This window comes from Paenibacillus sp. RS8, from assembly GCF_041956825.1.
Taxonomy (GTDB): domain Bacteria; phylum Bacillota; class Bacilli; order Paenibacillales; family Paenibacillaceae; genus Paenibacillus_AQ.
Map to the genome: position 1 here is coordinate 6,017,671 of NZ_CP168131.1, position 22,570 is coordinate 6,040,240.

The window sequence follows — 22,570 nt, forward strand, 5'->3', positions numbered from 1 at the left end:
ATAAAAAGACACCAACAAGGAGTCAGTGTCTTTCATTTCACCTATTAGATTAGAAGAGATTATAGCCATCTCGAAAAACTCTTATGAGACACATTGATCTGATTTCGTTCGGCCCAAGCTTTTAACTGTTTCATCACTTCATCTTCATCTTTTTGTGACAGAAAATTAAAACATAATTTATAAGGAACAAATTTATTCACTTTAGGTCTAATCCCAACTACAGGACTAAAATATCCTTTTATATAAATATCATTAATCCGATCCGCTTCTATTCTTAGATCTTCTATTAATATAGATTCCGGTTGAATCTGAATTTCAACAACCCTTCTGATGGTAAATATTCTGTAGACTAACACGATTTCGACTATCAGACAAAAAATAGCCTGACCATAAAGTAAACTAGAAAGCACTAAATCGTCGCTAGCTGTATAGCGATGGTTCAGGTTATAAATTTGAAATAATTGAATACCCAATAGCACACTGATGCTTATCAGCAATGGTATTAACGACGGACGCCTTACTCTATAAACCCCTATATGATCCATGTGCCCCTCCTTTTCTCACGTCCATATAGATTACCATATGTTATAAAAAATGGATATTACATCTTGGTGCTTGGAGAAAAAATACAGGGCGCCCCATCAGCCATTTCAAGGCTCTTGGAACACCCCTTGTATTGCCAAAGCCCCTTAGAGCCATCTCATAAATCTTTTGGGAGACAGTTTAACTTGATTACGTTCAGCCCATTTGGTTAGTTCTTTCATTCCCCTGTATTCCTGTTCAAGAAAACTAAAACATAATCTATAGGGAGCAAATTTATGATCAACAGGTTTAATCCCTATTACCGGCTTGAAATAGCCCTTTACATAAATATTCTCAATTCGGTTTGCTTCAATTTCTTTATTTCCAACTATTATCGAGTCCGGAAGAATCTTGATTTCAATGAACCTTCTAATCGTAATGATCCTATAGAGCAATACGATTACAACTATCAGACAAAAGATTACCCAAAAATATCCGATATACGAAAGTACTTTACCGTTCGAATTTTTTATGACGCTTGTCAATAGTAAGCCACTTGAAATAATCATTGATAGCAGAAGTGACATTAAAGAAGGACGACTCACCTCATAAACTCCTGTATTATCCATGTGCTCCTCCTTTTCTCACGTCCATATAGATTACCATATGTTATAAAAAATGGATATCGCACTTCTTTTCACTTTACAGGTATCTCAATCTCTTTATTGTATGCCTTTAAGTAGTGCATTCCTTCTATAAGAAGTGATTCAGGCTCCGTTTGTGTATCAAATAATAAAGTTCGTTCTTTCATTAGTTTACCGTCCGCTTGCTTGATCTCTTTTTGATTGATTGTTGTTTTTAAAGGCGTACTCTCGTTGTTCGTTTCTATAGATACTCCGTCCAGCATTACATCCTCATCAGAAGCAATCGTTATTTCAATGCCTTGAGAGGTTTTGGATACATCCTTTAACCATAGTTCTTTATCACCCAGCTTTAATGGCTTGTCACTTATGGAAGTCTGGAGGACATACTTTTCGTCCAGCTTCTGATATCCAGCAAAGTCTTTAACGATTATCTGCATGGAATGCAGCTCTTTTGGCAACGTATCGAAGCGAATATCAAAGTTTCTTCCACCTAAAGAAGATTGACTGCCACTCCCCAAGATCTCTACAGGCGCTCCATTCACAATTAATTGTATCCCATGTAATGCTAAATTCACCCGATCAAAATTCTCGACATCCAGCTTCCCTTTAATTACAGTCATCGTTGGTGTAGCTGTTATCGATTTAAACGTAATCGTACCTTTGTCCACTTTAACCTTCTTGTTGATCGATTGTTTAATCTGAGCTTGCATGGCCTCGTTCGGGTTATAAGGAAACGTAACAGTCCCTTCGCTCATCTGACCGTTCACTTCTAGCTGCTGCCAAAAGTGTAGTGTTAATTTTTTCGAAAATGGATTTACGCTCTCAAACGACATCGTTCCTTTAATCTCCGTATGTTCTTCATTGATTAATGAGGTCCCACTTACTACGTTAGAATCAGTTAAAAAACCACTTATTTTAGAAGGTCTAAAAGCGTCAACAGACATATCCTCTAATCCATTTGGGTTAGTTAACGTGTAATACATAATGAATTGATTGGCGTCCGCCATAATTCCGTTAATGGTAAGCTCCGTCCCATCTACTAACATTGTCTTCTTGTTGATGTTTTGTCCCATCCCTTTTTCATTTAGCTGTTGTAACGTTGTGCCTTGAAGCAATTCATCAAAACCAAAAAGCTGCTTCCCATAATAAGCAAAAGCATTGTAATTCTGTCCAGATATCACTGTCACTAATACAACAACCGCCGCGACCTTCCAAATCGGTGCTATTCTTTTCGTTCTTTTTGCGGGAGCCGAATTCAATGCCTTTCTTAATCTCATTTCTAATTCTTCAGGTGCGGTAATGGACGCTATGCGCGTCTTCTCATCAGCTAATCGTTGCTCGACGTTATTCATTAACATCACCTCCGAAATGATTTCTGAGCGTTTGTATTCCATGGTAAATTCTTGATTTAACAGTTCCTATCGAAACCTTTGTAAGGTCAGCTATCGTTTGATAATCGAGATCATGAAAATACTTTAATTGAATCGCTTCTCTTTGATGCTCATTTACTTGTAGCAACAAGGTCTCAATATCCATTTGCTGCTCACTTCTGCGAAAAGGATCACTACTCACAGCTTGAACTAAATCCCTATCGTCAACGGTACTCCAATCCTCTAACAGCACCTGTTTCCCGCGCTTATGAAGTAGTTTTTTACACACATTCACCAAAATCGTCTTACTCCAGCTATAAAAAGCTTCTTCTTTCTTTAGTTGATCGATCTTTTCGTATAGTGTGACGATCATTTCCTCCATGGCATCCATGGCATCATGTGTATTCCTCATATAGCTGAACGCTAGCCTATAATAAACGTCTTTTTCAGACATGATTAAGTGGAGCAACGCTTCTTTATTCCCCTTTTTGGCTTTTTTCACCCAACGTGCGACATCCATACCTTCACCTCTCTCCTTTATAAGAGTTAGGAGTACCTTAAAAAGTTCATTTCGCATAAAAATAATTTTTTATATAATATGTACGGTTTCATTCACCCAAATGTAATATTAAGGAAAATAAGTCTCTCCCATACCCCAATCTAGTTGATTTTAAACACTTCAATGTAATAGAATGAACTAATCTAAAAGAAAAGGATGGGCATAAGAGATGCCGTTTAAAGAACCTCGTACACTTAGTAAAAGATCTCTATTATTTTTCTCTCTCATTATGCTGGTTAAAAGTTATTTTGCTTGGTATTTTTTATTCGAAGATGGGCCAACTTGGACCACATGGCTTAAAGAAATCCCTTTTGTGCTTCTAGTCTTTTGCTTGATTGAATGGTTCGCAACAAAACGGAAAATTGCCATTTACATGCTGGTCAATGTGTTGATCACTACACTATTTTTCTCACTCATTGTATATCATAATCATTTTGGCATCATTGCTACTTCGCAAGTATTAGATCAAGTCAAACAAGTTGGAGCTGTTAAGAAAAGTATTTTTTCGGTTCTGCGTCCGCAATATATGCTTATTTTCGTGGATATCATTGTCATTAGCTTGGTCATGTTTAGAAAACAAAAGGCACTTGATTGGAAAAAAGCCATGTCGCGTAAAAGTAATCGGAAAGCGGTTGCGATCTTATTCTGTATTTCCATCATCATTTGCGCAATGAATATTTTCCCTAACCGGGCCAGTATGAACGAAACTGTAAAAGCAGAGCAGATGGGCATTCTCAATTATGAAGCTTACTCTCTGTTAGCCAATCAAGAGGAAGAACAAATCGACGTCTCTAAGATTACACAAGCAGCAATTGACGAAACTAAAGGAATTCAAGCTTCCACTGATCCAGTTTTATTTGGAGCCGCCAAAGGAAAGAACCTGATCATTCTGCAGATGGAATCTTTCCAGAACTTCTTAATCAATCTTAAGATTGACGGGGTAGAAATCACACCGAATATGAACAAGCTTGCGGCTAGCAGCTACTACTTTCCACGTTTCTACCAGCAGGTAGGACAAGGAAATACTTCTGACGCCGAATTCATTGTAAATACTTCTTTCTATGTTCCACCTGATGGTCCAGCCACTCAAATGTATGCACCAAAAGAACTTCCAAGCTTGCCTAAGTTACTTCAAGCGCAAGGTTATGATACGGCAACCTTTCATACGAATGAAGTCGATTTTTGGAACCGTGGAGAGCTTTATAGTGCCTTAGGATTTAATCGATATTACGATAAGGAATACTATGGTGAAGAGGACACGGTATTTTACGGAGCATCTGATGAAGTATTGTATGAGAAAACTGCTGCAGAGCTAGCAAGGATGGATCAGAATGATCAGCCTTTCTACTCTCATGTCATTTCAATGTCAGCGCATAATCCATTCTCAATCCCTGAGGATAAATACAAAATGACCCTACCAGAACGGTTCGAAGGAACGTTAGTCGGAGATTATATTCGTGCTCAGAATTATGCTGACTATGCGCTTGGACTTTTTATTGACGAACTCAAACAAAATGGGGTTTGGGATAACAGCTTGATTGCATTGTACGGAGATCACCGCGGACTTCCTATCTTCTCTTTGAAAGAGGATGATCACGTCCTACTACAGGAGATCCTGGGTCATGAATATACAGAACGCGAATTAATTAATATTCCATTTATCCTATCTGCGACAGGAATTACAACGCCAAGTGTAAAAGAACAGCTAGGCGGACAAGTGGATATTTTGCCTACTGTATCTAATTTATTGGGTGTATCTCTAGCGGATCATATTCATTTTGGTCAAGATTTACTAAATCAATCGACTTACAACCTACTACCTCAGCGATATTATCTGCCAACAGGCTCTTTCGTAAATAATGAAGAGCTCTTCCTATCTGGCAGTGGCTTCGAGGACGGTCAGCATTATACCTTATCTGGGGATGGTAACCACACGCAACAAACTACAGAGGATGAGTTCGAACGTGCTTTAAAGCTTCTCCATCTGTCAGATAGTTATGTGACACAGCTACCGGATAGAGTAATTGAGGAAAAATAAGCTTATGTATACCAAAAACACTGCACTCACCAAATTGGCGAATGCAGTGTTTTTCTATAACCGTTTATTTATTCTTTTACAACCAGTTTAAGAGGTGCGGCTATCAGTTGTTCAACCGTCTTGCCATCTAACACATCTTTCGCTGCTTGAATCGCTAACTGTCCAATTAATGCAGGCTGTTGAGCAACAGTACCTGTCAGTTTACCCGCCTCTATGGATTTGAGTGCATCTTCATTACCATCAAAACCAATGACAGGGATATTCTTACCTGAACTTTGAATCGCTTCAATAGCTCCCAGAGCCATTTCATCATTATGAGCGAAGACCGCTTGTACATCTGGGTTTCCTTGGAGCAGGTTCTCCATAACAGTCAACCCTTTTGTACGGTCAAAGTCTGCGGTTTGCTTCGCAATCACATCAAGCTCAGTGTCGGCGATTTCATGGAATCCTTTCCCACGTTCACGAGTGGCTGAAGCTCCTGGTGATCCCTCAAGCTCAATAACCTTTGCACCTTTTCCAAGCTGCTCAACAATATATTCTGCCGCCATTGATCCACCTTTTACATTATCAGAGGCAACAAGGGCTTTTATATCTCCCTTATCTGCAGAACGGTCCAACGTAATGACTGGAATACTTAAACTGTTCGCCGTTTGAACAACCGTCGAGATCGCTGAAGAGTCAACTGGATTGATTAACAGCGCATTTACACCTTTTTGCATTAAATCTTCAACGTCATTACTTTGCTTGGCCGAATCATTCTGCGCATCGATAACGAGAACTTCCATGCCTAACTTCTTAGCTTCTGCCAAAACTCCATCTTTAACGGATACAAAGAACGGATTATTCAGGGTAGATATGGATAATCCAATCTTCATATTCCCCGGACCCCCACCGCTGCTAGGCTTAGCCCACTCTGGAGGCTCTAAGGAACAACCCGTCATAAGAATCAATAGTAAGGAAGTAAAAATTAATGTGAGCTTTTTCATGTCGAATCCCCCTTATACGGCTTTCTTACGGTCTATGAGCACAGCAATCGCAATAACGATCCCTTTAACTACCATTTGGTAAAATGATGATACGCCGAGCAAGTTCAAGCCATTGTTCAGAATCCCGATAATAAGGGCACCAATCAATGTACCAACAATACGTCCACGACCACCCGTTAAGCTCGTCCCCCCTAATACTACAGCCGCGATCGCATCTAACTCATAGGATGTTCCTGCTGTTGGTTGTGCTGAGTTCAATCTAGAGGTCAAGATAGCCCCTGCCAATGCGGATAACATACCGGTTAAGGAATAGATCATTATTTTGATGCGGTCTACTTTAATCCCTGAAATAATGGATGCTTTCTCATTCCCCCCAATGGCATACGTTTTACGGCCAAATGGCGTTTTATGAAGTACAATCCACAGGACAGCGAATACGATAATCATCGTGATAGCAGGTACAGGTATTCCTAGTAAATATCCACGGCCAAACAATTGAAACGTCATGCTGTCACCTAGACCAGTGATCGGATTACCGTCTGTGTATACAAGCGTTAGCCCGCGGAAAATAGTCATGGTCGCCAGCGTAGCGATAAAGGGTGCCATTCTGCCTTTCGTTATCATTAGACCGTTGACCATCCCCATCAGTCCACCCGCTAAACAGCCTACAATAATAGCTAAGATCGGATCCCAACCTGACAACATCAAGTTGGCTGTGAAAGCACTGGATAAGGCTAGAATAGAACCTACTGATAAATCAATGCCACCCGTTAGAATAACAAAGGTCATCCCAAAAGCGATAAGCGCATTAATTGCGACTTGTCTAAGCAAGTTCAGTATATTAAGAGGTTCCATAAAGCTTGGGTTCAACACGGTTACGATAATTATTAGAATGATTAGCCCTAGTAATGGCCCTAATTTCTGTGTGATTTGCCCGATTTGGAAACCTTTCTTTACACTCTCATCTTTGATAGTAGTCATTACTATTGCCCCCCTGTAGCTAACGTCATGATTTTTTCTTGCGTAGCTTCTTGTTGTGTAAGTTCTCCACTGATTTCCCCTTCATGAACAACTACGATGCGGTCACTCATCCCTAGGACTTCAGGGAGTTCTGAGGATACCATAATTATGGCGACGCCACGTTCGGTTAATTCGTTCATTAACTGATAAATCTCCCGTTTTGCTCCTACGTCGACACCGCGTGTAGGTTCATCGAGGATAAGAACACTGAGGCCAATACCAATCCATTTGGCGATAACTACTTTTTGTTGATTACCTCCAGATAAATTTCGCACCAAAGTCGATGAGGACTGCGTCTTGATGTGTAGCCGCTTAATGAGCATGTCCACAAATTCTTGTTCTTTCTTATCAATGATTACGCCCTTGGGGGCAAAGCTATATAAATTCGTCAGCACCATATTATCTCGAATCGAGAAATCAAGGACTAACCCCTCATCTTTGCGGTCCTCTGTAACGAAGCCGATTCCAGCCTGCATAGCATCATTGGGATTTCGAATGGTAACCTTCTGTCCCTTCACCCAGATTTCACCCTGATCTAGTGATTCCAATCCGAATAAGGTTCTCATCATTTCTGTACGTCCTGATCCCATTAATCCGGAGAATCCTATGATTTCACCAGCTCGTACTGAGAAATTAGCATTTTTAAATTGGCCTTTCTTTGAAGCATTCTTAACTTCAAGAACAACTTCTCCAGGTTTAGAAGTTCGCTCAGGGAACCGATCTGTTAATTCACGACCTACCATCTTCCGAACTACATCGTCAAAATTAGTCTCAGGAATGGGCTTCGTGTCTACGGTTTTCCCGTCCCGCATAACGGTGATTCGATCACATATCGTAAAAATCTCTTCCATCCGGTGCGAAATATAGACGATAGAGACGCCTTCTTTCTTCAGTGAGGCAATGACTTCGAATAGTTTCTGTATTTCTCTCTCGGTTAATGCAGCGGTGGGCTCGTCCATGACAATAACTTTTGCATGTGTCATAAGCGCTTTAGCTATCTCAATCATTTGTTTTTCACCTACCGAACATTCCCCCGCCTCTTGGTTCAAAGGAATGGTCACAGAGAGCTTAGCAAACTGTTCATTTGCTAACGCTTTCATCTCTTTCCTATTTAACAGGCCGAATTTGGATGTTCGTTCCTTGCCAATAAACAGATTATCCAGAACCGTCATATCCGGCCACACATTTAGCTCCTGATGGATAAATGCAATTCCATATTGTTCTGCCTCTTTGGGATTCGTAAAGTATTTCTCCTGATCATCTATATGAATCGTTCCTTGGTCACGTTGGTGCAGACCAATCAGAATATTCATGAGTGTAGACTTACCTGCGCCATTCTCACCCATCAGGGCATGAACTTCACCGTCCTTGAGTTCAAAATCCACACCGGTCAATACTCGGTTAGCGCCAAAAGACTTATGAATATCTTTCATCGTAATGTGCATACACTTCGAACCCCCTTTTTATCCAAAATAGACCCCGGCTTGCAGAATGCAGTTTGCATACGGCTTAGCTTCACCCGTGCGAATAATAACCTTAGCTTGCTGGGTTAGTTGTTTAAATTGCTCATGTGAATACGCTTCTATGGGTATTTCCTTAAATTTATTATTTAAGTATTGAGAAGTAGCTTTATTGTCCGTAGCTAATTCTTCTGCCACAATTACTTTTTCGATGACCATATCCTCTGAAATGATATCAACGATATCTTGGAAACTAGGAACCCCTAGTTTAATCGCGAGATCAATCTTCGGAACACCAGGTGGAACCGGAAGCCCAACGTCTGCGATGACAATTGTATCGGTGTGACCTAAATCCGTAAGCACTTTGGAAATATGGCTGTTTAATATCCCGTGTTTCTTCATAGCTACATATTCGCCTCCACCTCTGCTCTTGTTGGCATACCACCTTGAGCACCAAATTTAGTAACGGATAAAGATGCCGCTCGATTGGCAAACTTTACACTATCCAGAATGGAGCTGCCTTCAGCTAACGCAACTGCAAATGCCGCATTAAAAGTATCTCCAGCTCCAGTCGTATCTATAGCATTCACTTTGTAAGTAGGAACCAGAACTTCTTGTTCACCATCATAAAATCGCACGCCATTGCTTCCCTCTGTGATAAACAGCTTGTTGGGATATTTCCGTAAGGCATCAGCAGTACTCATCTCAGGGAATAAAATTGTACATTCATGTTCGTTAGGTGTTAGATAAGCAGCATTTTCTATAATCGTGTCACTGATAGGACGAGCAGGTGCCGGATTAAGCAGCATAGGTACATTAAATTTATGGCAAAGCTCACTTACATAAGATACTGTTTCTTCAGGTATTTCTTGTTGGATTAGCACCATATCAGAGCCTTTAATAACATCAAGCGCTCGCTCAACTAAAGCAGGAGTAACTAAATCATTTGCTCCCTTTACAACGATAATGCTATTATCACCTTCTGCTAAAATGATGTGGGCTGTCCCGCTTTCGGTATGTGTAACCGGTTCCACATTTGTGATAAGAACCCGATTTCTCTTTAGATTATCCATGATCTCCTTACCATAGAAATCTTCACCTACACAACCAACCATCGTAACTTCGGCCCCTAGACGCGAAGCTGCCACAGCCTGATTCGCCCCCTTACCTCCTGGAACGGTAGCGAAGCTCTCACCTAGAACGGTCTCCCCTGCATGAGGCCGCTTGGATGAAGTCACCACCAAATCCATTGAACAGCTTCCAATGACACAAATCTTAGCCATGTTCATCAACCTTTCTTATGTCGTCATCTATGCTTTACTTCTTGTTGTTTCCCGCTCCACAAAGCTGACGGGTAATTGAATGATTTTATCTTCTACCTTATCTTGCTCAATTAACTTAATAAGTAAACCCGCCGCTTCTCGGCCCATGTCATGTGCTGGCTGACGAATAGTGGATAACGAAGGTGACAAAAGACTGCTAAGCGGGATATCATCAAATCCAATAATTTGGAGATCCTGTGGCACTCTTTTACCTAAGCGATGTGCTTCATGAATCACTGCCGTCGCTACGATGTCATTACTGGCAATTACACCGTCTGTATCAATATATTTATCAAATAACTCTACAGCCCATTGTTCTGCTTCTGTGTGGGAGAACGATGATGTCTGGATCACATGATAAGTGATTCCCATTTCATCAAGCACTTCTATCGCACCTTGAAATCGATCCTGCGCCGGTTTAATATGTGCCGGTCCTTGCATCACTGTAATCTTAGTGCTTCCCCGTGCAATGATTTCTTGAGCAGCAAGGCGTCCGCCCTTTCTGCCATCTGCGTATACGGAGGGACTGTCATTAGAAGTACGGTCAAGAAATACAACCGGGATTTTCAAGTTAGAGTAGATATCTTTTTCAGGAAAATTAGTGGATGAGATCATGCCAATGACATTATTTTGGATAAAGGTTTGAATATAATCCAATTCCTTTTCTTCGTTCTCATCGCTATTCCCAAAGATAATGCGATAACCATGCTCCTGCATCCGATCTTCTATCCCACGTGCTAATTGCGGGAAGAATGGGTTCGTAATGTCAGGTAATAGAAGTCCGATTAATTTGGATTTCCGTTTATACAAAGATCTTGCAACCTCATTAGGGGTATAATTCATTTCTTTGATCGCTGCTTCAACCTTTTTTCGAGTATCGATATTAACATAACCAGATTCATTTATAACCCTTGAAACGGTTGCTACCGACACCCCAGCTATTTTTGCAACATCTTTAATCGTCATCATTCATTTCATCCCCCAATGTGTAACCGGTTACATGTATTACATAAATTAGATTATCATAAAACCGTTTTCATTACAAATCTTTTTCTGTTCCAATATATAACAAAAGATATCGACAAGACATCGATATCCTTAAAAAGCTAATAAACCAGCTCACAATCATGGTGTTCCCATACATCAAATAAATTACCATCCAAATCTTCAAAGACAAAAAACTTCCCATATTCTCCTTCATCGCTAATGTTTCCGACTTTCACATCTTCTGAAACTAAATACTGATGAAGGGTTAAGACATCATTTGTAAAGAAAGTGATCACCCATCTTTTTTTATCCCTTACCTCGAAGACAGCTCTCGAATCATGATCACTTTGAGTTAAATATAGGATCGGTCTATTATCCCTAAATAAGCTTAAGTTGCCTTCTCTCCGATCCCTTATATTAAAGCCAAAATGTTTCACAAACCAAGCTGCAGACTTCTCTAAATCTTCTACAGGAATCACATTATAAGCAATCCCTAGGATTCTTCCTACTTCCATTGAATCCCCCCCCAAGTTGCTGATCCGATTTAATGACTTCAATCTGCAAATCGATTTAATAGTTTTATAGTATTGAAATGCATCCCTTCATGGTAAAGCGTGAAATTTATGAATTCTCCGATAGTATTTAATGTTAATCCACTACCGGTTGTAAGAGGGGTCACTTGCTCACTTAAGCGATTGTTCATAGCTTCCCTGATACGTTTGGGTTGCTCCGAAAGCATCTCGATTAACACTTCAAGTGTTGGTGGCTTCTCGCTCCACTCTGCAGGTTTTGTCCCTTTCGCAAATAATCGTTCAAAGCTTTCCGGCAATTGCATAAGCTCCCTAGCGGAATGAAAAGCAAACTTCTCTTGCACCAAATAAATATGTCCCAAGTTCCATCTGATGTTGTTATTGAAACCTTCTGGAATGATATCTAGCGTTTCCTCGGAAAGCTCTTCAACTGCACGAACAGTAACACTACGCACAAATTCAATTTGTTTGAACACGATTGTATCCATCATAACCCCTCCCCATTTTTCATCCATAGTTTACCATAAGATTATCTTCAATTTCCTAAAAATGATTATATATTTATTGATATTTGCTTCATGACGAGCTTAATAAATGACTGAATATAACTCACCTTAAGCTCCTTCTTTCTGTAGCCCATCCATATCGAATGATTAGAGACTACATTTTCCACATCAACCTTGGCTAACGTCCCCTGTTCAAGATAAGGCTTAGCTAACAAAGCGGATACAAAACTAACCCCATACCCGGCAATCACAGCTTGAATAACCTCATTCACTCCATTAAATTGAAGCTCAACTCTTGGCTGTTGTACCTTTTTTTCTTCACATATTCGAACAAGTCTCTCTCTAGCTGCACTGCCTTCCTCTCTCATAATAAATGCTTCAGACATCACTTCTTCAAATTTAACCTGCTGCTTAGCAAAAGGGTGCTTAGCAGCGACCACGAACACATACTCGTCCTTGTATAACTCCCGATATTCAAATATGTCTGTATGATGCGAAGGGAACTCCATATCACTGAATATCGCCACGTCCGCTTCAAAGTTTTTTAATTGTTCCATCACTTCCTGAGAATTAGTAGTAGTGATTTGAATTTTCACTTCCGGAAAAGATTGTTTGAATAATGACGCCCACCTGGGAATGAGGATACTTGTAGCCAGATAATTACCTGCGATCCGAATTTGACCCTCAGGAAATTTATGATGATTCTCAATGATCTGCTGTACTTGTTCACCCATGGCAAATAACTTCTCAAGGGGATCGATCAGTCTTTTTCCAATCGGTGTAAGTACCATCCTCTTTCCTTTGACCTCTAATAATAAAATTTGATTCTCCCGTTCAAACTTACGGATCTGCGCAGATATAGCGGGTTGACTGATATGTAAACGTTCAGAAGCTTTGGTCACACTGCCTGTTATCGCCACGTAGTAAAACAATTTTAATACATGAAAGTTCATCGTGATATCTTCCTAACCATATAAAATAAAATCATTATTCAAGAAGCTTCGTTTCTTACTATAACCATACATTATGGATCCTAACTATTATATATTGTTTATTTATATTTTTTTATCCTATACTTACAACTATTCATAAGGGAGGTTTCGTTAATGAAGGAGACAGTATTATTCTTAACCCGGCATGGACAAACCGAATGGAATTTGCAACAACGGATGCAGGGGCATCAAAATTCGGCACTTACAGCGTTAGGTGAGCAGCAGGCTGAATGGTTGAGAGATCGTTTGGAAGGCGAAAATTTAAGTGCAATTTATTCTAGTACTAGCCCAAGAGCATTGCATACTGCGCAGATTTTACGGGGAAAGCGGAGTTTATCCATTCAACAGGATGCTTCTTTAATGGAAATTAACATGGGCATTTGGGAAGGAATGAACACGGATCAGATTGAACAAGATTATCCTTTACAATACTCTCATTTTTTCACCAGACCTGATCTATATCTCCCTCTAGCTTCAGGTGAAACCTACAGTCAGCTTGAACAAAGAGTAACGCCGACTATAGAGCGTATCATTAACGATAACGAAGGACTTGAGGTGCTTATTGTCACTCATCGGATAACGTTAAAAGTTATAATGGCTCATTTTCTCAATAAATCATTGCAAGAGTTAGGGGAAATGCCGGATATTCTCTCCACAGCCTTATGTAAAGTAACGCTAACTGACCATCATACTACCATTGATCTCTACGGCGATACTTCACATTATCTTTGAAAAAAAGCCCCACGAAACGTTCACAGTATTAGGTAACTGCAAAAAAAGGTAACTCCGATATAAACGGAACTACCATTTTAGAGTTCAAAATTACATCTCTACGCTTTTGATTACAAAGCTACGGACCTTCATCCATTTTCCTGAAATGAATTCGTCAATCGTTTTCGTCTTCGGTCTAACACAAAAACGATGCTTGCTTCCTTTATCAAATCCCACCGCTTCAAAAATCAAAGCGTCACCTATTTGCTCCTTAAAGAACACTTGCTTCAATCCCAATCTATTTAACATTTCAAGCTTTACACTCTCAATATACGTACGTGAATATTCCTTAGACATATGTGTTCCTCCTAGTAGTGGTAGTAATATTATAAGATCAATATTAAGAAAATCAACCAAAGATCACATAATCATTATCCACAACCGTCTAAACCGGGATACATCTCATCACCTCAATAAGAAAAAACCGACCCATAGTCTATGGGTTGGCTTCTACGTATGAGATGATTACAAAATTATTTAACTTCTGTTGTTCCAGTCACTTTTCCGTCAATCTTTGCAGATGCTTTCAGATCCTCGCTTGTGAAGTATAGGTTACCGTCAATTGTTGCGGTTTCAGGCAGAGTAAAACCTTTCGCTTCTACATAAACATCGCCTTTAATCGTTCCGCCTTCAACTTTCAAATTTTCACTTTGTACAGTAAACTTAGGTACGGTAAGTGTATAACTTGCAGTGATCTTATGATCAGCGTCTTGTGAGTAAAGGGCAATCTTACGATAGATGTCGCCATCAGCGGCTCCTTTATCATGGAATTCTCCAGCTACAACAATCTCTTCAGGAATCGTTACATCATTTAGAATAGCTACAATCCAGTTTCCATCTTTGCTTACAGCTTTAGTAAATGCATCTGCTTGATTCACAATCGAGGCAGTAGTGACTGCATCTGTCTGCTCAGCAGCCGGAGCTGAAGTTGCCGCCGAGTTAGTTGCTTTATCCTCGTTTGCTCCACAACCAGCCAATACCGCTACCGAAACCCCGGCCACCAAAATCATTTTAAATAGTTTCATTTCGCTTCCCCCTAATTTTGATTATAAATTAATTATATATTAAAATTCTTAATAATTAAGTGAATGGTTTCACAAATTTGTGTCAGTATATAAAGCGATTTCATTGTTCTGTCTCGTCTGGATTAAAATTTGTTTTCATGAGAACACCTCTTCTCGCTGACTTATTTAGGTTCTTAAATCTATTTACCCAAAATATAAAAAACATCACAAGGAAGAGTATGTTCATAGAAAAGTTAACAGTTTATCAACTAGTTAAATGAAATAAAAAAAGCTAGAGCACACACAGCGCTCCGCTCTAGCTTGGTAGCTCCACCTTAAATACGTTGTCTTAAATCTCGTCACTGCAAAATTTCAATCTCAGCAAATTGAGACAGATCATTCAGAAACTCAGGATAAGAAACAGCGATACAACCACAATTCCGAATAATAGAAGGCTTTTCCATACTACTAGCTAGAACGGCGGCAGTCATAGCAATTCGGTGATCACCATAACTATTCACGACTGCAGGCGAAGGACTACGACCACCAAAGATAATAAGTTCATCTTCGTCATAAGAAGTCTCGAGTCCAAACGCCGCTAATAGCTTGGCAGTTGTCTCCAATCGGTTTGTATCCTTATCCTTCAGTTCCCTACAGTTCCTAATGACGGTAGTCCCCTCAGCGAATGCTGATACTACAGCTAACAATGGAACCTCATCGATCAGACTCTGTACTTTTTCGTTGCCTTCCACATGTACGGGAGTTAGCGTTTTTCCTGTAGTGCAGTAGAGATCCGCTATTGGCTCACCGGATATTAGCTGCCTTTCCCGATGTAGCTTCAGATCCACCCCCATCTCTCGTAGCACGCTGACGAATCCAAACCTAGTTGGATTCACACCTACATCTCTGATCCAAAGTTCCTTTTTACGATCCATACTACGAATCGTAAAAGCTGCTAGCAAAAATGCAGCGGAAGACAAATCGCCTGGAACAATCACATCTTTGGCTGCAAAGTTATAACCACCTCGGATAGAGGTAACGTTATTCTGGATTTCAATATCAATTCCAAAATATTTCATCAATCGTTCCGTGTGATCGCGACTCTGGCACATTTGTCGATAGCTACTTGTTCCATCTGCATAGAGACCCGCAAATAGAAAGGCTGATTTCTCCTGTGCGCTAGCTACTGTTGCCTCGATATTGATAGGGCTCAATGGGAACCTACCGTTAATCACAAGCGGAAGGTAGCCTTCGCTTTCGAGATAGGTGATCGACGCTCCCATTTCTATCAGCGGTTGTGCCACCCAATCCATAGGCCTAGTAGATAGAAGTCGATTGCCGGCTAGCTCGACTGCAAATGGATGACCTGCCAGAACAGACATGATAAGTCTCGCAGATGTAGCAGTATTCCCGATTTCAAGTCTGGCATCAGGAATTCTTAATGATTGTAGCCCCAATCCATAGACAGTTAATGCATTACCATTCCATGCAAACGTTACACCTAATTGGCGCAAAATAGCGATACAACTCTCAATGTCACGAGATCGCAGTACATTATGAATAACTCCCTTCCCTTCCGCAATGGCGTTCATCATAATTGCCCTCTGAGAAATAGATTTATCCCCAGGAACCGATGCATATTTGAATGAATGCTCGTCCAACTTCGCGCTTACCCTCAAGTCAAATTTTGTTGGCAGTTCGGTTTTGTTCCGTACCAATTCCATTCCTAATCACCTCGTCATCCGAGAGTATTTGCGAATATTTCATATCTCTTCCAGGAGCAAGCGGGATTTTTCGGTCACCTTGCGCAGCGTAGCTACGGTAACGCTGGCGCTTACGCTCTAAGCCAAGGTTGTTATCGAATGTGTAATCAACCAGCTCGATCGCATTCCTGCGCCTCGCTAGTTCAATCAGCCTTGCCCCCATCGCAGTTCTTACCATCACCGTAGAGGAGGCTTTTACTGACACTCCAGTTTTGCTGGAATCAAAAATATTCGGGTCCCCATCTGAAATGGAAATATCAGCTATTCCAGACCACCAATCGGGGCAGGATAAGCAGCGGAATGTCTTGAATTTCTTGAACTCTTCTACCAACCTGTAAAACGGCAGCGAATGTTCTTTGCCATCCCGTGTTCTGACCACAAACTGTCCCGGATATTCTCCTTCTCGGTAGCGCATAAAGAGAACGTCCTCTAGCTGAACTCCCAGAATTTCAGCAATCAGATGTTCGGTTCCAGCCAAAGATGTATTCGAAGCGCAACCCAGTTCAATCGTAAAGGCTACCTTACTAGCCAGGAAAGAGGTAGGTGTGTCCTTTGGTAAGTTGAGTAATTTATTAATGCCTTGAATTTGACAGGGAACACCGATAATTCCAATTCGCTCATACCGGGAATCATTCAACAAGTGAAGATTGGGGGTGATGCAATAACTCGTTTGCGCACATTCGATAATTTTATCCACTGAATCTGCAATAAACGCCTTCGGAACCCAAGGCTTTTCTTCATCTCTACCTACAACGATAACCGCATCCGCGACTTTCTCTTCCAGGGCCGTGATAGCCAAAATAGTGCCCGCTCCCCCTGCTGCTGCTCTTCCGAGAATATCCGGATCTGCTGCCGATAACTGATGAGTAGAAATATATACACCTGTCCAGCGTTCCGACTCGGAGCGGTTACGACCAAAGATTCGGAGCTCAGATTCCATAACGCCGGTATCATAACCCGGACAGACCTCGGTACAAAGCGTACAGCTTCCGCAGCTATCCATGGCTAGCTCCTCGATACCTTGAAATATAGGCAGAGGAACCGAGTCACTACTCATCGATAGAAGACCCTTAGGACATACGGCGGCACATAAACCACAGGATGTGCAGAGATTATGATCAAGAATCTCTTCCTTCAAGGTGTTAAAAGACGTCATAACGGTGCCCTCTTTTCTATAGAGTTTGGAAAATTCGACCTTAAAGTTCCTCACTGAATCCATTGTCTTGGAAATATCCCCGTCACAGTTTAACGCCGCTGAGCTTGGAATAGACTTCCTTTGTCCGCAAAGCTATGCTTCTCCAGTCATAGTGCAACTCAGTTTCCGTTCTGCCGGCTTCAGCAATACGGCTGGCCAGGGAATAATCTTGAAGAATCCGCAGGATATTTTCGGCAAGTATATATGAGTCCCCTGGCACGCTAGTCAGCCCAGTTCGTCCATCCTCTACAATCTCCGCTAAACCTCCAACGTCAGAAACAACTATAGGTGTTCCACTCCCCATCGCTTCAATTGCCACAATACCAAAAGGCTCATATAAACTCGGAAACACACACAAGTCCGCAATTTCAAGCAAGAAATTCTTCTCCTGATTCTTGATGAATCCAGTAAAGAGCACCTGGGAGTTAATATCGGAAGCTATACTTTCCAGCTCGGATAACATTGGACCACGCCCAGCAATGATAAATTTACAATCTGGAATCACTAAGAGGACCTCTCGGGCACTTTCTAAGAGCACCTGAACCCCCTTTTCTTTCACTAATCTTCCAATAAACAGCACAATCCTTTCTTCTGCCTGTGCATAAAGTTCTCTTTGAAAAGTGTGAGGCTCCTTAAGTTGCAGCGAGCTAAGGTCAATGCCATTAGGAATCACTTCCATTTTCTGTTCATCAATCGCATGCACATTGCAAACCTCGTGCTTCATATAGGAACTGCAAACAATAACCTTGTCTGAAAGAGATACGAGTTCATTCTCAATAGAATGGATACCCTGCTGCTGTGGCGTGAATAACCCTTGATTCCTACCATATTCCGTGGCATGAATCGTCGTAACTAATGGTAGGTTAAGCTGATGTCGTAAAAGAATAGCTGCATACCCTACCAGCCAATCATGCGCATGAATGAAGTCAAATCTGACATTACCAAGAAGCTGGGTCTTCACATAATCCACAATCGCCAGATTAAATTGGAGGACCCAATCTTCAAAATCAGTCAGGTTCTCGTACGAATTCACCCGATGTATGAACACACCTTTTTCCGTCTCGAAAATAGGACTTTGGGGCGCGGAATTGGTCACTACATGAATCTCTGTCCACTCATCCTTCAAGTGCCTGGACAATTCATAAACATGTGGTGCGATCCCTCCAATAATCAGAGGGGGATATTCCCATGACAAAATTAAGACGGACACGGGTTTTGGCATACATGCTTCCTCCCAATCTCTCAGTTTTTAGATAGAGAATAACCCGTAAAATATTCCCACCATGTGTTCTGTTCCAACAACGGAGGAGAGGCATGATCTCTTTGAAAGGAGAGCCAATCCGAATAATGCGTTTCACCATCCTCCAGAACATGCAAAACTTTAGATCTCGAAATGGATACAAACGTTTGCGCTTTTTTAATAATCCCTAAATCGGCATAAAAATAACGGTTTTCCACACGGGGGAGTCGCATTTCTATTGTTTCTCCAAGAGACTGTTTCACCGGAAAGAGAAAACGTGAGAATTTATTATCTACTGAAAGTGTAGTTAAACGAACCGCCTGCTGTAATTCATACCATGATGCATTAAAATGCCTAGAAATAAGATTTCTCATGCCTTCGTCCAGAGCTGTCTGAAATGTCAATCGTTCCCCATCATACTGCAATCTTTCTTCCATACTTGGCATCTCCTAATACAGATTAGATACCTCCAGTCGAACATTTACATTAACTCTGCCATTCTACCGTAATTTCAGATACACCTTCTCGCGGGGTCGTAAACTTATGTGGCAATCCCTTTTCCCTGTCCACCGATCCGGATTTATTTTTCTTAAAAAGTATAAATTCCACAGTACAGTCTGCCGGCAAGCTGATATCACAGTACCAGGAAGGATAGCGGTATACGATATGGTTATAAAACGGACCCCTCGCGCGATCTATCTCCCACTCTCCAAGCTCATACACATTTCCTGACACATATATCTGCGAAGCATAATCTGTGAACGCATTCGTTACTACGAAGCGCACTGTTACTAATGGAGCTGTCCAGACTGTTAAACGGCCGGGCAACAGAAATTCACTTTCTTGACCCGTTGTCCCCATAATCTTGTGGCTACCTGCCGACAAATACGGAATACGTGCAACAATCTCATCAGCTTTCCAAGAAATAACGTTTGCACACTGACCGCCAACAAATAAACTTCCTCTATCGCCCAGATGTCTTCCATGAATAATAATCTCATTGCCTGGTACGCCTGCTTTAGGATAATAATGTACGGCTACTGGCTCTTCTTGCTCAGATTCATATGCGTACACATAAGCAGATTGTGGCGCCAGTACCTTATAAGACAATCTTCCTCCACTATTAATACAGATATCATTGCCTGCAAATACTTGTTCCAACAAGCTGGAGTACTCCCCTTTTGGTAGTGAAGTCACCATCTCAGGGATCTCATGTGTAGATTCTTCTACATTCAGCATGATTAAAGCCACATCTCGCTTATAGCTCCGTTCAAACACCAGCACTCTATTAGTCATGTAAAGTACCTTTATTCCCCCGTAAGCAATGGCGAAGTTCCGTTCTCTTAAACGATTAAGCTGAGACAGTATTCGATACGCTGAAGTTTCTCTGTTGAATGCACTCATCATAGCGCGATTATTTGGATCATCCCCACCGCACATATACTGTTCGGTTCCATAGTATACCAAGGGAATTCCAATTGAAGTGAGAAGCAAAGACAACGCTAGATCCGTAAGTGAGGGATTCTCATGAACAGTAAAACGAGTCATATCATGATTATCCAAAAATATAAGTTGATCATATAAATGTTCGTAGCTATTGGCAGATCCGCTTAACATATCGATGAACTGTTCAAATCCACCTCCCCCATGAAAAATACTCCGTAAAGTATGGCTGAACATAAAATGAAGCAGGCTTATTCCGCTATCATTGGCTAAGGCGGCATTATCACTCGGGCTTTCATGGGCATGCAGAAACCACTCGCCGAATACAAATGCTGGCTTGTAGGCATGAATACATCCTGAAAATGATTTCAGCCAGCCTGGCGGAATATGTTTAGCCGCATCAATTCGTACTCCGTCAACCCCATACTCCAGCCAGAATCCAATACCTTCACGTAAAATAGCATCCACTTGCGGATTCATTTGATCCAATCCAGCTAGATCATACAAATTACGGTAGAGAGAGTCTTCTGCATCCAAAAAATCCGTTCCGCCATTATGGAGAAAGACCCTCTCCATATCTCCCGAGTAAGATGCGATAAACTGACCTCTGCGGTACAAAGCACCGTTCTCCATATAACCGGGATTAAGCTCCAGCGCCGGAGAAGTATGATTAGGTGTGAAATCAATAATCACCTTTAGCCCCTTCTCATGAGCGACGTCTAGCAGCTCCTTGAATTTATCCAGTAATCCAAAGTAAGCATTCGCCTTTAGGAAGTCTCGAGGCCAATAACCGTGATACGATGTCGTACCTCCTTCATCCCCCATACAAGTGTGGACATTCTCTACTGGCTGAGAAATCAGGATCGCCTTGAACCCCATTTCCGTGATATAACCGTCCTTAATTTTGCGAATTATCCCTTCCCAGTCCCCACCTAAGTACTTTCGGAGATTGGATTGATCTGAGCTAAACAGTTCTGCTGAGGGGCGAATTCCGGGATCACCTTCAAAGAAACGATCCGTAATAATCTGATAAACAGAGTGTCCGGGATTTAACATATCACTTTCCTCTACCGGCAATAGAGGAGGCATTTTCTGTTTCCAATAACAAGTTCATCACATCTGCTGCTTCTTCGATTAGGTCTACATGAATTAGAAACTTTTGTTGTAACTCTACTTTACGGGCTATGCGCCGCTCATAGGGATAAGCTTCGTACTGTCCATAGGAGGACTCTATTTTATCAGGTAACAGCAGCGAGATTGGACGCTTGGAATAGATTCGCAATATTTCTATAGCATCACGAATTTGCTCATCATCATTAAATCCAACAATTAATAACACATAATCCGGATTAAAAGACTTTAACATAGCAAAGCGGAGTGAATTGAATGCAATATTAGAGGTAGGAAGGATGGAGCTTTGCCCGGCCATGATAATCCATTCATTTCCGTTACGTTCAGAATGGTCAACAACAGTATCGATATAATAAGGATATTGTTCCAACGGCCGTTGTGCCAGAAATTTGAAGATATCGCCTTCCGGTTGACCAAACAGAAAGCCTGTAGGTTCAGTGATGAACGCCGTTACTGGAATGTCATTCTTTTTGAATTCTTTGAATAGCTTCATTTGTAAGGTAAACTTGCCGATGCAGCCTCGAGTGGCGAAGATTCCGATTCTTTTAATTTTTTTGGGGATAGAGAACATGAGGGCTTCATTCTCAAATTGCTTTAGGTAGCGTTCCGTGTTAGAACCTTCCGTACCATAACGTGCGTCCATGTCTTTAAACAGATTGTCACGAGAGCCGTGGATTACCTCGATCTTAATCTGATTCTCTTTCATCCAGCTCAGCGTATCCTGCTCATAGATATCATGAACGCTGATAACACGTATACCTCTCAAAACTGCATAGGTTACTAATTTCCGCCACAATCCAGACAAATCATTTTCGTCAAAAATGCCCTTATTTCCACCGAAGGAGGTACCTGGATCATTTAAGATTAACGTATCTACACCCGCTAGACCCTCTTCTTGGGAAGCATAAATAAAGATATCAGATAGAGTCCCATCAACAAGTTCACCGGCATCACAGCCTGCCTGAAAAACGAAGTCAATGACTGAAACAATTTCTACATCCAGCAGATCGCGAAAACGGATAAGACCCTGTGTAATTTTATTGAATGGATAAAGAGCTACCTTCTTCATATTCACAGCCCCCCGCAG

At 41.2% G+C, this 22,570-nt stretch carries 23 protein-coding genes; 2 read left to right on the forward strand and 21 right to left on the reverse strand.

Annotated features, from left to right (window positions below):
• Positions 1-59: 59 nt before the first annotated feature.
• The 4 genes from ACDZ28_RS28340 to ACDZ28_RS28355 form a co-directional block, all read right to left on the reverse strand.
• A complete protein-coding gene (locus ACDZ28_RS28340; RefSeq protein ID WP_375103385.1) occupies positions 60-545 on the reverse strand; it encodes a hypothetical protein in 486 nt (161 codons plus the stop codon).
• 144 nt (positions 546-689) lie between these two features.
• Entirely contained in the window at positions 690-1,151 is a 462-nt protein-coding gene (locus ACDZ28_RS28345) for a hypothetical protein (protein ID WP_341113868.1), read from the reverse strand.
• Between the two features lie 68 nt (positions 1,152-1,219).
• Complete coding sequence (locus ACDZ28_RS28350; RefSeq protein ID WP_375103386.1) at positions 1,220-2,518, reverse strand: DUF4179 domain-containing protein; 1,299 nt, start codon at positions 2,516-2,518, stop codon at positions 1,220-1,222.
• Positions 2,511-3,056 (reverse strand): sigma-70 family RNA polymerase sigma factor, encoded by a 546-nt coding sequence (locus tag ACDZ28_RS28355; RefSeq protein ID WP_341113870.1) that lies wholly within the window; start codon positions 3,054-3,056, stop codon positions 2,511-2,513. The genes ACDZ28_RS28350 and ACDZ28_RS28355 overlap by 8 nt, the downstream gene beginning before the upstream one ends.
• Before the next feature lie 268 nt (positions 3,057-3,324).
• Here ACDZ28_RS28355 and ACDZ28_RS28360 point away from each other — a divergent pair, with 268 nt between their 5' ends.
• Positions 3,325-5,133 (forward strand): LTA synthase family protein, encoded by a 1,809-nt coding sequence (locus ACDZ28_RS28360; protein ID WP_375103387.1) that lies wholly within the window; start codon positions 3,325-3,327, stop codon positions 5,131-5,133.
• A 68-nt stretch (positions 5,134-5,201) separates the two neighbouring features.
• On the opposite strand, the gene rbsB is transcribed toward ACDZ28_RS28360, so the two are convergent.
• The 9 genes from rbsB to ACDZ28_RS28405 form a co-directional block, all read right to left on the reverse strand.
• Positions 5,202-6,119 (reverse strand): ribose ABC transporter substrate-binding protein RbsB, encoded by a 918-nt coding sequence (gene rbsB / locus ACDZ28_RS28365; RefSeq protein WP_076120710.1) that lies wholly within the window; start codon positions 6,117-6,119, stop codon positions 5,202-5,204.
• Between the two features lie 12 nt (positions 6,120-6,131).
• Positions 6,132-7,100 (reverse strand): ribose ABC transporter permease, encoded by a 969-nt coding sequence (rbsC, locus tag ACDZ28_RS28370; protein ID WP_042129249.1) that lies wholly within the window; start codon positions 7,098-7,100, stop codon positions 6,132-6,134.
• Positions 7,101-7,102: 2 nt separating this feature from the next.
• Positions 7,103-8,584 (reverse strand): sugar ABC transporter ATP-binding protein, encoded by a 1,482-nt coding sequence (locus ACDZ28_RS28375; RefSeq protein ID WP_375103388.1) that lies wholly within the window; start codon positions 8,582-8,584, stop codon positions 7,103-7,105.
• Between the two features lie 18 nt (positions 8,585-8,602).
• Positions 8,603-9,001, reverse strand: a complete 399-nt coding sequence (gene rbsD / locus ACDZ28_RS28380) for a D-ribose pyranase (RefSeq protein ID WP_042129253.1) — start codon at positions 8,999-9,001, stop codon at positions 8,603-8,605.
• 2 nt (positions 9,002-9,003) lie between these two features.
• The gene (rbsK, locus tag ACDZ28_RS28385; RefSeq protein ID WP_375103389.1) at positions 9,004-9,882 is read right to left on the reverse strand and encodes a ribokinase; all 879 of its coding nucleotides are present in this window, start codon (positions 9,880-9,882) and stop codon (positions 9,004-9,006) included.
• A gap of 27 nt (positions 9,883-9,909) precedes the next feature.
• Positions 9,910-10,890 carry a LacI family DNA-binding transcriptional regulator gene (locus ACDZ28_RS28390; RefSeq protein WP_042129257.1) on the reverse strand — a complete coding sequence of 327 codons (981 nt, stop codon included), beginning with the start codon at positions 10,888-10,890 and terminating at the stop codon, positions 9,910-9,912.
• A gap of 137 nt (positions 10,891-11,027) precedes the next feature.
• Positions 11,028-11,423: a VOC family protein gene (locus ACDZ28_RS28395; RefSeq protein ID WP_076120714.1), complete on the reverse strand. Its 396-nt coding sequence runs from the start codon at positions 11,421-11,423 to the stop codon at positions 11,028-11,030.
• 38 nt (positions 11,424-11,461) lie between these two features.
• A complete protein-coding gene (locus ACDZ28_RS28400) occupies positions 11,462-11,953 on the reverse strand; it encodes a DinB family protein (RefSeq protein ID WP_339287330.1) in 492 nt (163 codons plus the stop codon).
• A gap of 38 nt (positions 11,954-11,991) precedes the next feature.
• A complete protein-coding gene (locus tag ACDZ28_RS28405) occupies positions 11,992-12,897 on the reverse strand; it encodes a LysR family transcriptional regulator (RefSeq protein WP_375103390.1) in 906 nt (301 codons plus the stop codon).
• A gap of 153 nt (positions 12,898-13,050) precedes the next feature.
• Here ACDZ28_RS28405 and ACDZ28_RS28410 point away from each other — a divergent pair, with 153 nt between their 5' ends.
• Positions 13,051-13,668, forward strand: coding sequence for a histidine phosphatase family protein (locus ACDZ28_RS28410; RefSeq protein ID WP_042129263.1), 618 nt, complete (start codon positions 13,051-13,053; stop codon positions 13,666-13,668).
• 90 nt (positions 13,669-13,758) lie between these two features.
• Here ACDZ28_RS28410 and ACDZ28_RS28415 read toward each other — a convergent pair whose 3' ends face one another.
• The 8 genes from ACDZ28_RS28415 to ACDZ28_RS28450 form a co-directional block, all read right to left on the reverse strand.
• The gene (locus ACDZ28_RS28415) at positions 13,759-14,004 is read right to left on the reverse strand and encodes a hypothetical protein (protein ID WP_042129265.1); all 246 of its coding nucleotides are present in this window, start codon (positions 14,002-14,004) and stop codon (positions 13,759-13,761) included.
• Positions 14,005-14,180: 176 nt separating this feature from the next.
• A complete protein-coding gene (locus ACDZ28_RS28420) occupies positions 14,181-14,732 on the reverse strand; it encodes a polymer-forming cytoskeletal protein (protein WP_375103391.1) in 552 nt (183 codons plus the stop codon).
• 338 nt (positions 14,733-15,070) lie between these two features.
• Complete coding sequence (gene aroA, locus ACDZ28_RS28425; protein WP_375103392.1) at positions 15,071-16,435, reverse strand: 3-phosphoshikimate 1-carboxyvinyltransferase; 1,365 nt, start codon at positions 16,433-16,435, stop codon at positions 15,071-15,073.
• On the reverse strand, positions 16,392-17,630 hold the full coding sequence (locus ACDZ28_RS28430; RefSeq protein ID WP_375103393.1) for a Coenzyme F420 hydrogenase/dehydrogenase, beta subunit C-terminal domain: 1,239 nt from the start codon (positions 17,628-17,630) through the stop codon (positions 16,392-16,394). Before ACDZ28_RS28430 ends, aroA begins: the two co-directional genes overlap by 44 nt.
• An 82-nt stretch (positions 17,631-17,712) precedes the next feature.
• Complete coding sequence (locus ACDZ28_RS28435) at positions 17,713-18,891, reverse strand: glycosyltransferase family 4 protein (protein ID WP_042129272.1); 1,179 nt, start codon at positions 18,889-18,891, stop codon at positions 17,713-17,715.
• A gap of 20 nt (positions 18,892-18,911) precedes the next feature.
• Positions 18,912-19,346, reverse strand: a complete 435-nt coding sequence (locus tag ACDZ28_RS28440) for a hypothetical protein (RefSeq protein ID WP_042129274.1) — start codon at positions 19,344-19,346, stop codon at positions 18,912-18,914.
• A 49-nt stretch (positions 19,347-19,395) separates the two neighbouring features.
• Positions 19,396-21,408: an alpha-amylase family glycosyl hydrolase gene (locus tag ACDZ28_RS28445; RefSeq protein ID WP_052414651.1), complete on the reverse strand. Its 2,013-nt coding sequence runs from the start codon at positions 21,406-21,408 to the stop codon at positions 19,396-19,398.
• A 1-nt stretch (position 21,409) separates the two neighbouring features.
• Complete coding sequence (locus ACDZ28_RS28450; protein ID WP_375103394.1) at positions 21,410-22,552, reverse strand: DUF1611 domain-containing protein; 1,143 nt, start codon at positions 22,550-22,552, stop codon at positions 21,410-21,412.
• Positions 22,553-22,570 lie beyond the last annotated feature (18 nt).

Coding starts and splice junctions, on each gene's coding strand:
- ACDZ28_RS28345 (WP_341113868.1), bottom strand. CDS start 1,151: ATGGATAATACAGGAGTTTATGAGGTGAGTCGTCCTTCTTTAATGTCA.
- ACDZ28_RS28350 (WP_375103386.1), bottom strand. CDS start 2,518: ATGAATAACGTCGAGCAACGATTAGCTGATGAGAAGACGCGCATAGCG.
- ACDZ28_RS28415 (WP_042129265.1), bottom strand. CDS start 14,004: ATGTCTAAGGAATATTCACGTACGTATATTGAGAGTGTAAAGCTTGAA.
- ACDZ28_RS28400 (WP_339287330.1), bottom strand. CDS start 11,953: ATGGATGAAAAATGGGGAGGGGTTATGATGGATACAATCGTGTTCAAA.
- ACDZ28_RS28440 (WP_042129274.1), bottom strand. CDS start 19,346: ATGGAAGAAAGATTGCAGTATGATGGGGAACGATTGACATTTCAGACA.
- ACDZ28_RS28395 (WP_076120714.1), bottom strand. CDS start 11,423: ATGGAAGTAGGAAGAATCCTAGGGATTGCTTATAATGTGATTCCTGTA.
- rbsD (WP_042129253.1), bottom strand. CDS start 9,001: ATGAAGAAACACGGGATATTAAACAGCCATATTTCCAAAGTGCTTACG.
- ACDZ28_RS28430 (WP_375103393.1), bottom strand. CDS start 17,630: ATGACGTCTTTTAACACCTTGAAGGAAGAGATTCTTGATCATAATCTC.
- ACDZ28_RS28355 (WP_341113870.1), bottom strand. CDS start 3,056: ATGGATGTCGCACGTTGGGTGAAAAAAGCCAAAAAGGGGAATAAAGAA.
- ACDZ28_RS28420 (WP_375103391.1), bottom strand. CDS start 14,732: ATGAAACTATTTAAAATGATTTTGGTGGCCGGGGTTTCGGTAGCGGTA.
- ACDZ28_RS28405 (WP_375103390.1), bottom strand. CDS start 12,897: ATGAACTTTCATGTATTAAAATTGTTTTACTACGTGGCGATAACAGGC.
- ACDZ28_RS28445 (WP_052414651.1), bottom strand. CDS start 21,408: ATGTTAAATCCCGGACACTCTGTTTATCAGATTATTACGGATCGTTTC.
- ACDZ28_RS28435 (WP_042129272.1), bottom strand. CDS start 18,891: ATGCCAAAACCCGTGTCCGTCTTAATTTTGTCATGGGAATATCCCCCT.
- ACDZ28_RS28390 (WP_042129257.1), bottom strand. CDS start 10,890: ATGATGACGATTAAAGATGTTGCAAAAATAGCTGGGGTGTCGGTAGCA.
- rbsK (WP_375103389.1), bottom strand. CDS start 9,882: ATGGCTAAGATTTGTGTCATTGGAAGCTGTTCAATGGATTTGGTGGTG.
- ACDZ28_RS28375 (WP_375103388.1), bottom strand. CDS start 8,584: ATGCACATTACGATGAAAGATATTCATAAGTCTTTTGGCGCTAACCGA.
- ACDZ28_RS28410 (WP_042129263.1), top strand. CDS start 13,051: ATGAAGGAGACAGTATTATTCTTAACCCGGCATGGACAAACCGAATGG.
- rbsB (WP_076120710.1), bottom strand. CDS start 6,119: ATGAAAAAGCTCACATTAATTTTTACTTCCTTACTATTGATTCTTATG.
- rbsC (WP_042129249.1), bottom strand. CDS start 7,100: ATGACTACTATCAAAGATGAGAGTGTAAAGAAAGGTTTCCAAATCGGG.
- ACDZ28_RS28360 (WP_375103387.1), top strand. CDS start 3,325: ATGCTGGTTAAAAGTTATTTTGCTTGGTATTTTTTATTCGAAGATGGG.
- ACDZ28_RS28340 (WP_375103385.1), bottom strand. CDS start 545: ATGGATCATATAGGGGTTTATAGAGTAAGGCGTCCGTCGTTAATACCA.
- aroA (WP_375103392.1), bottom strand. CDS start 16,435: ATGGAATTGGTACGGAACAAAACCGAACTGCCAACAAAATTTGACTTG.
- ACDZ28_RS28450 (WP_375103394.1), bottom strand. CDS start 22,552: ATGAAGAAGGTAGCTCTTTATCCATTCAATAAAATTACACAGGGTCTT.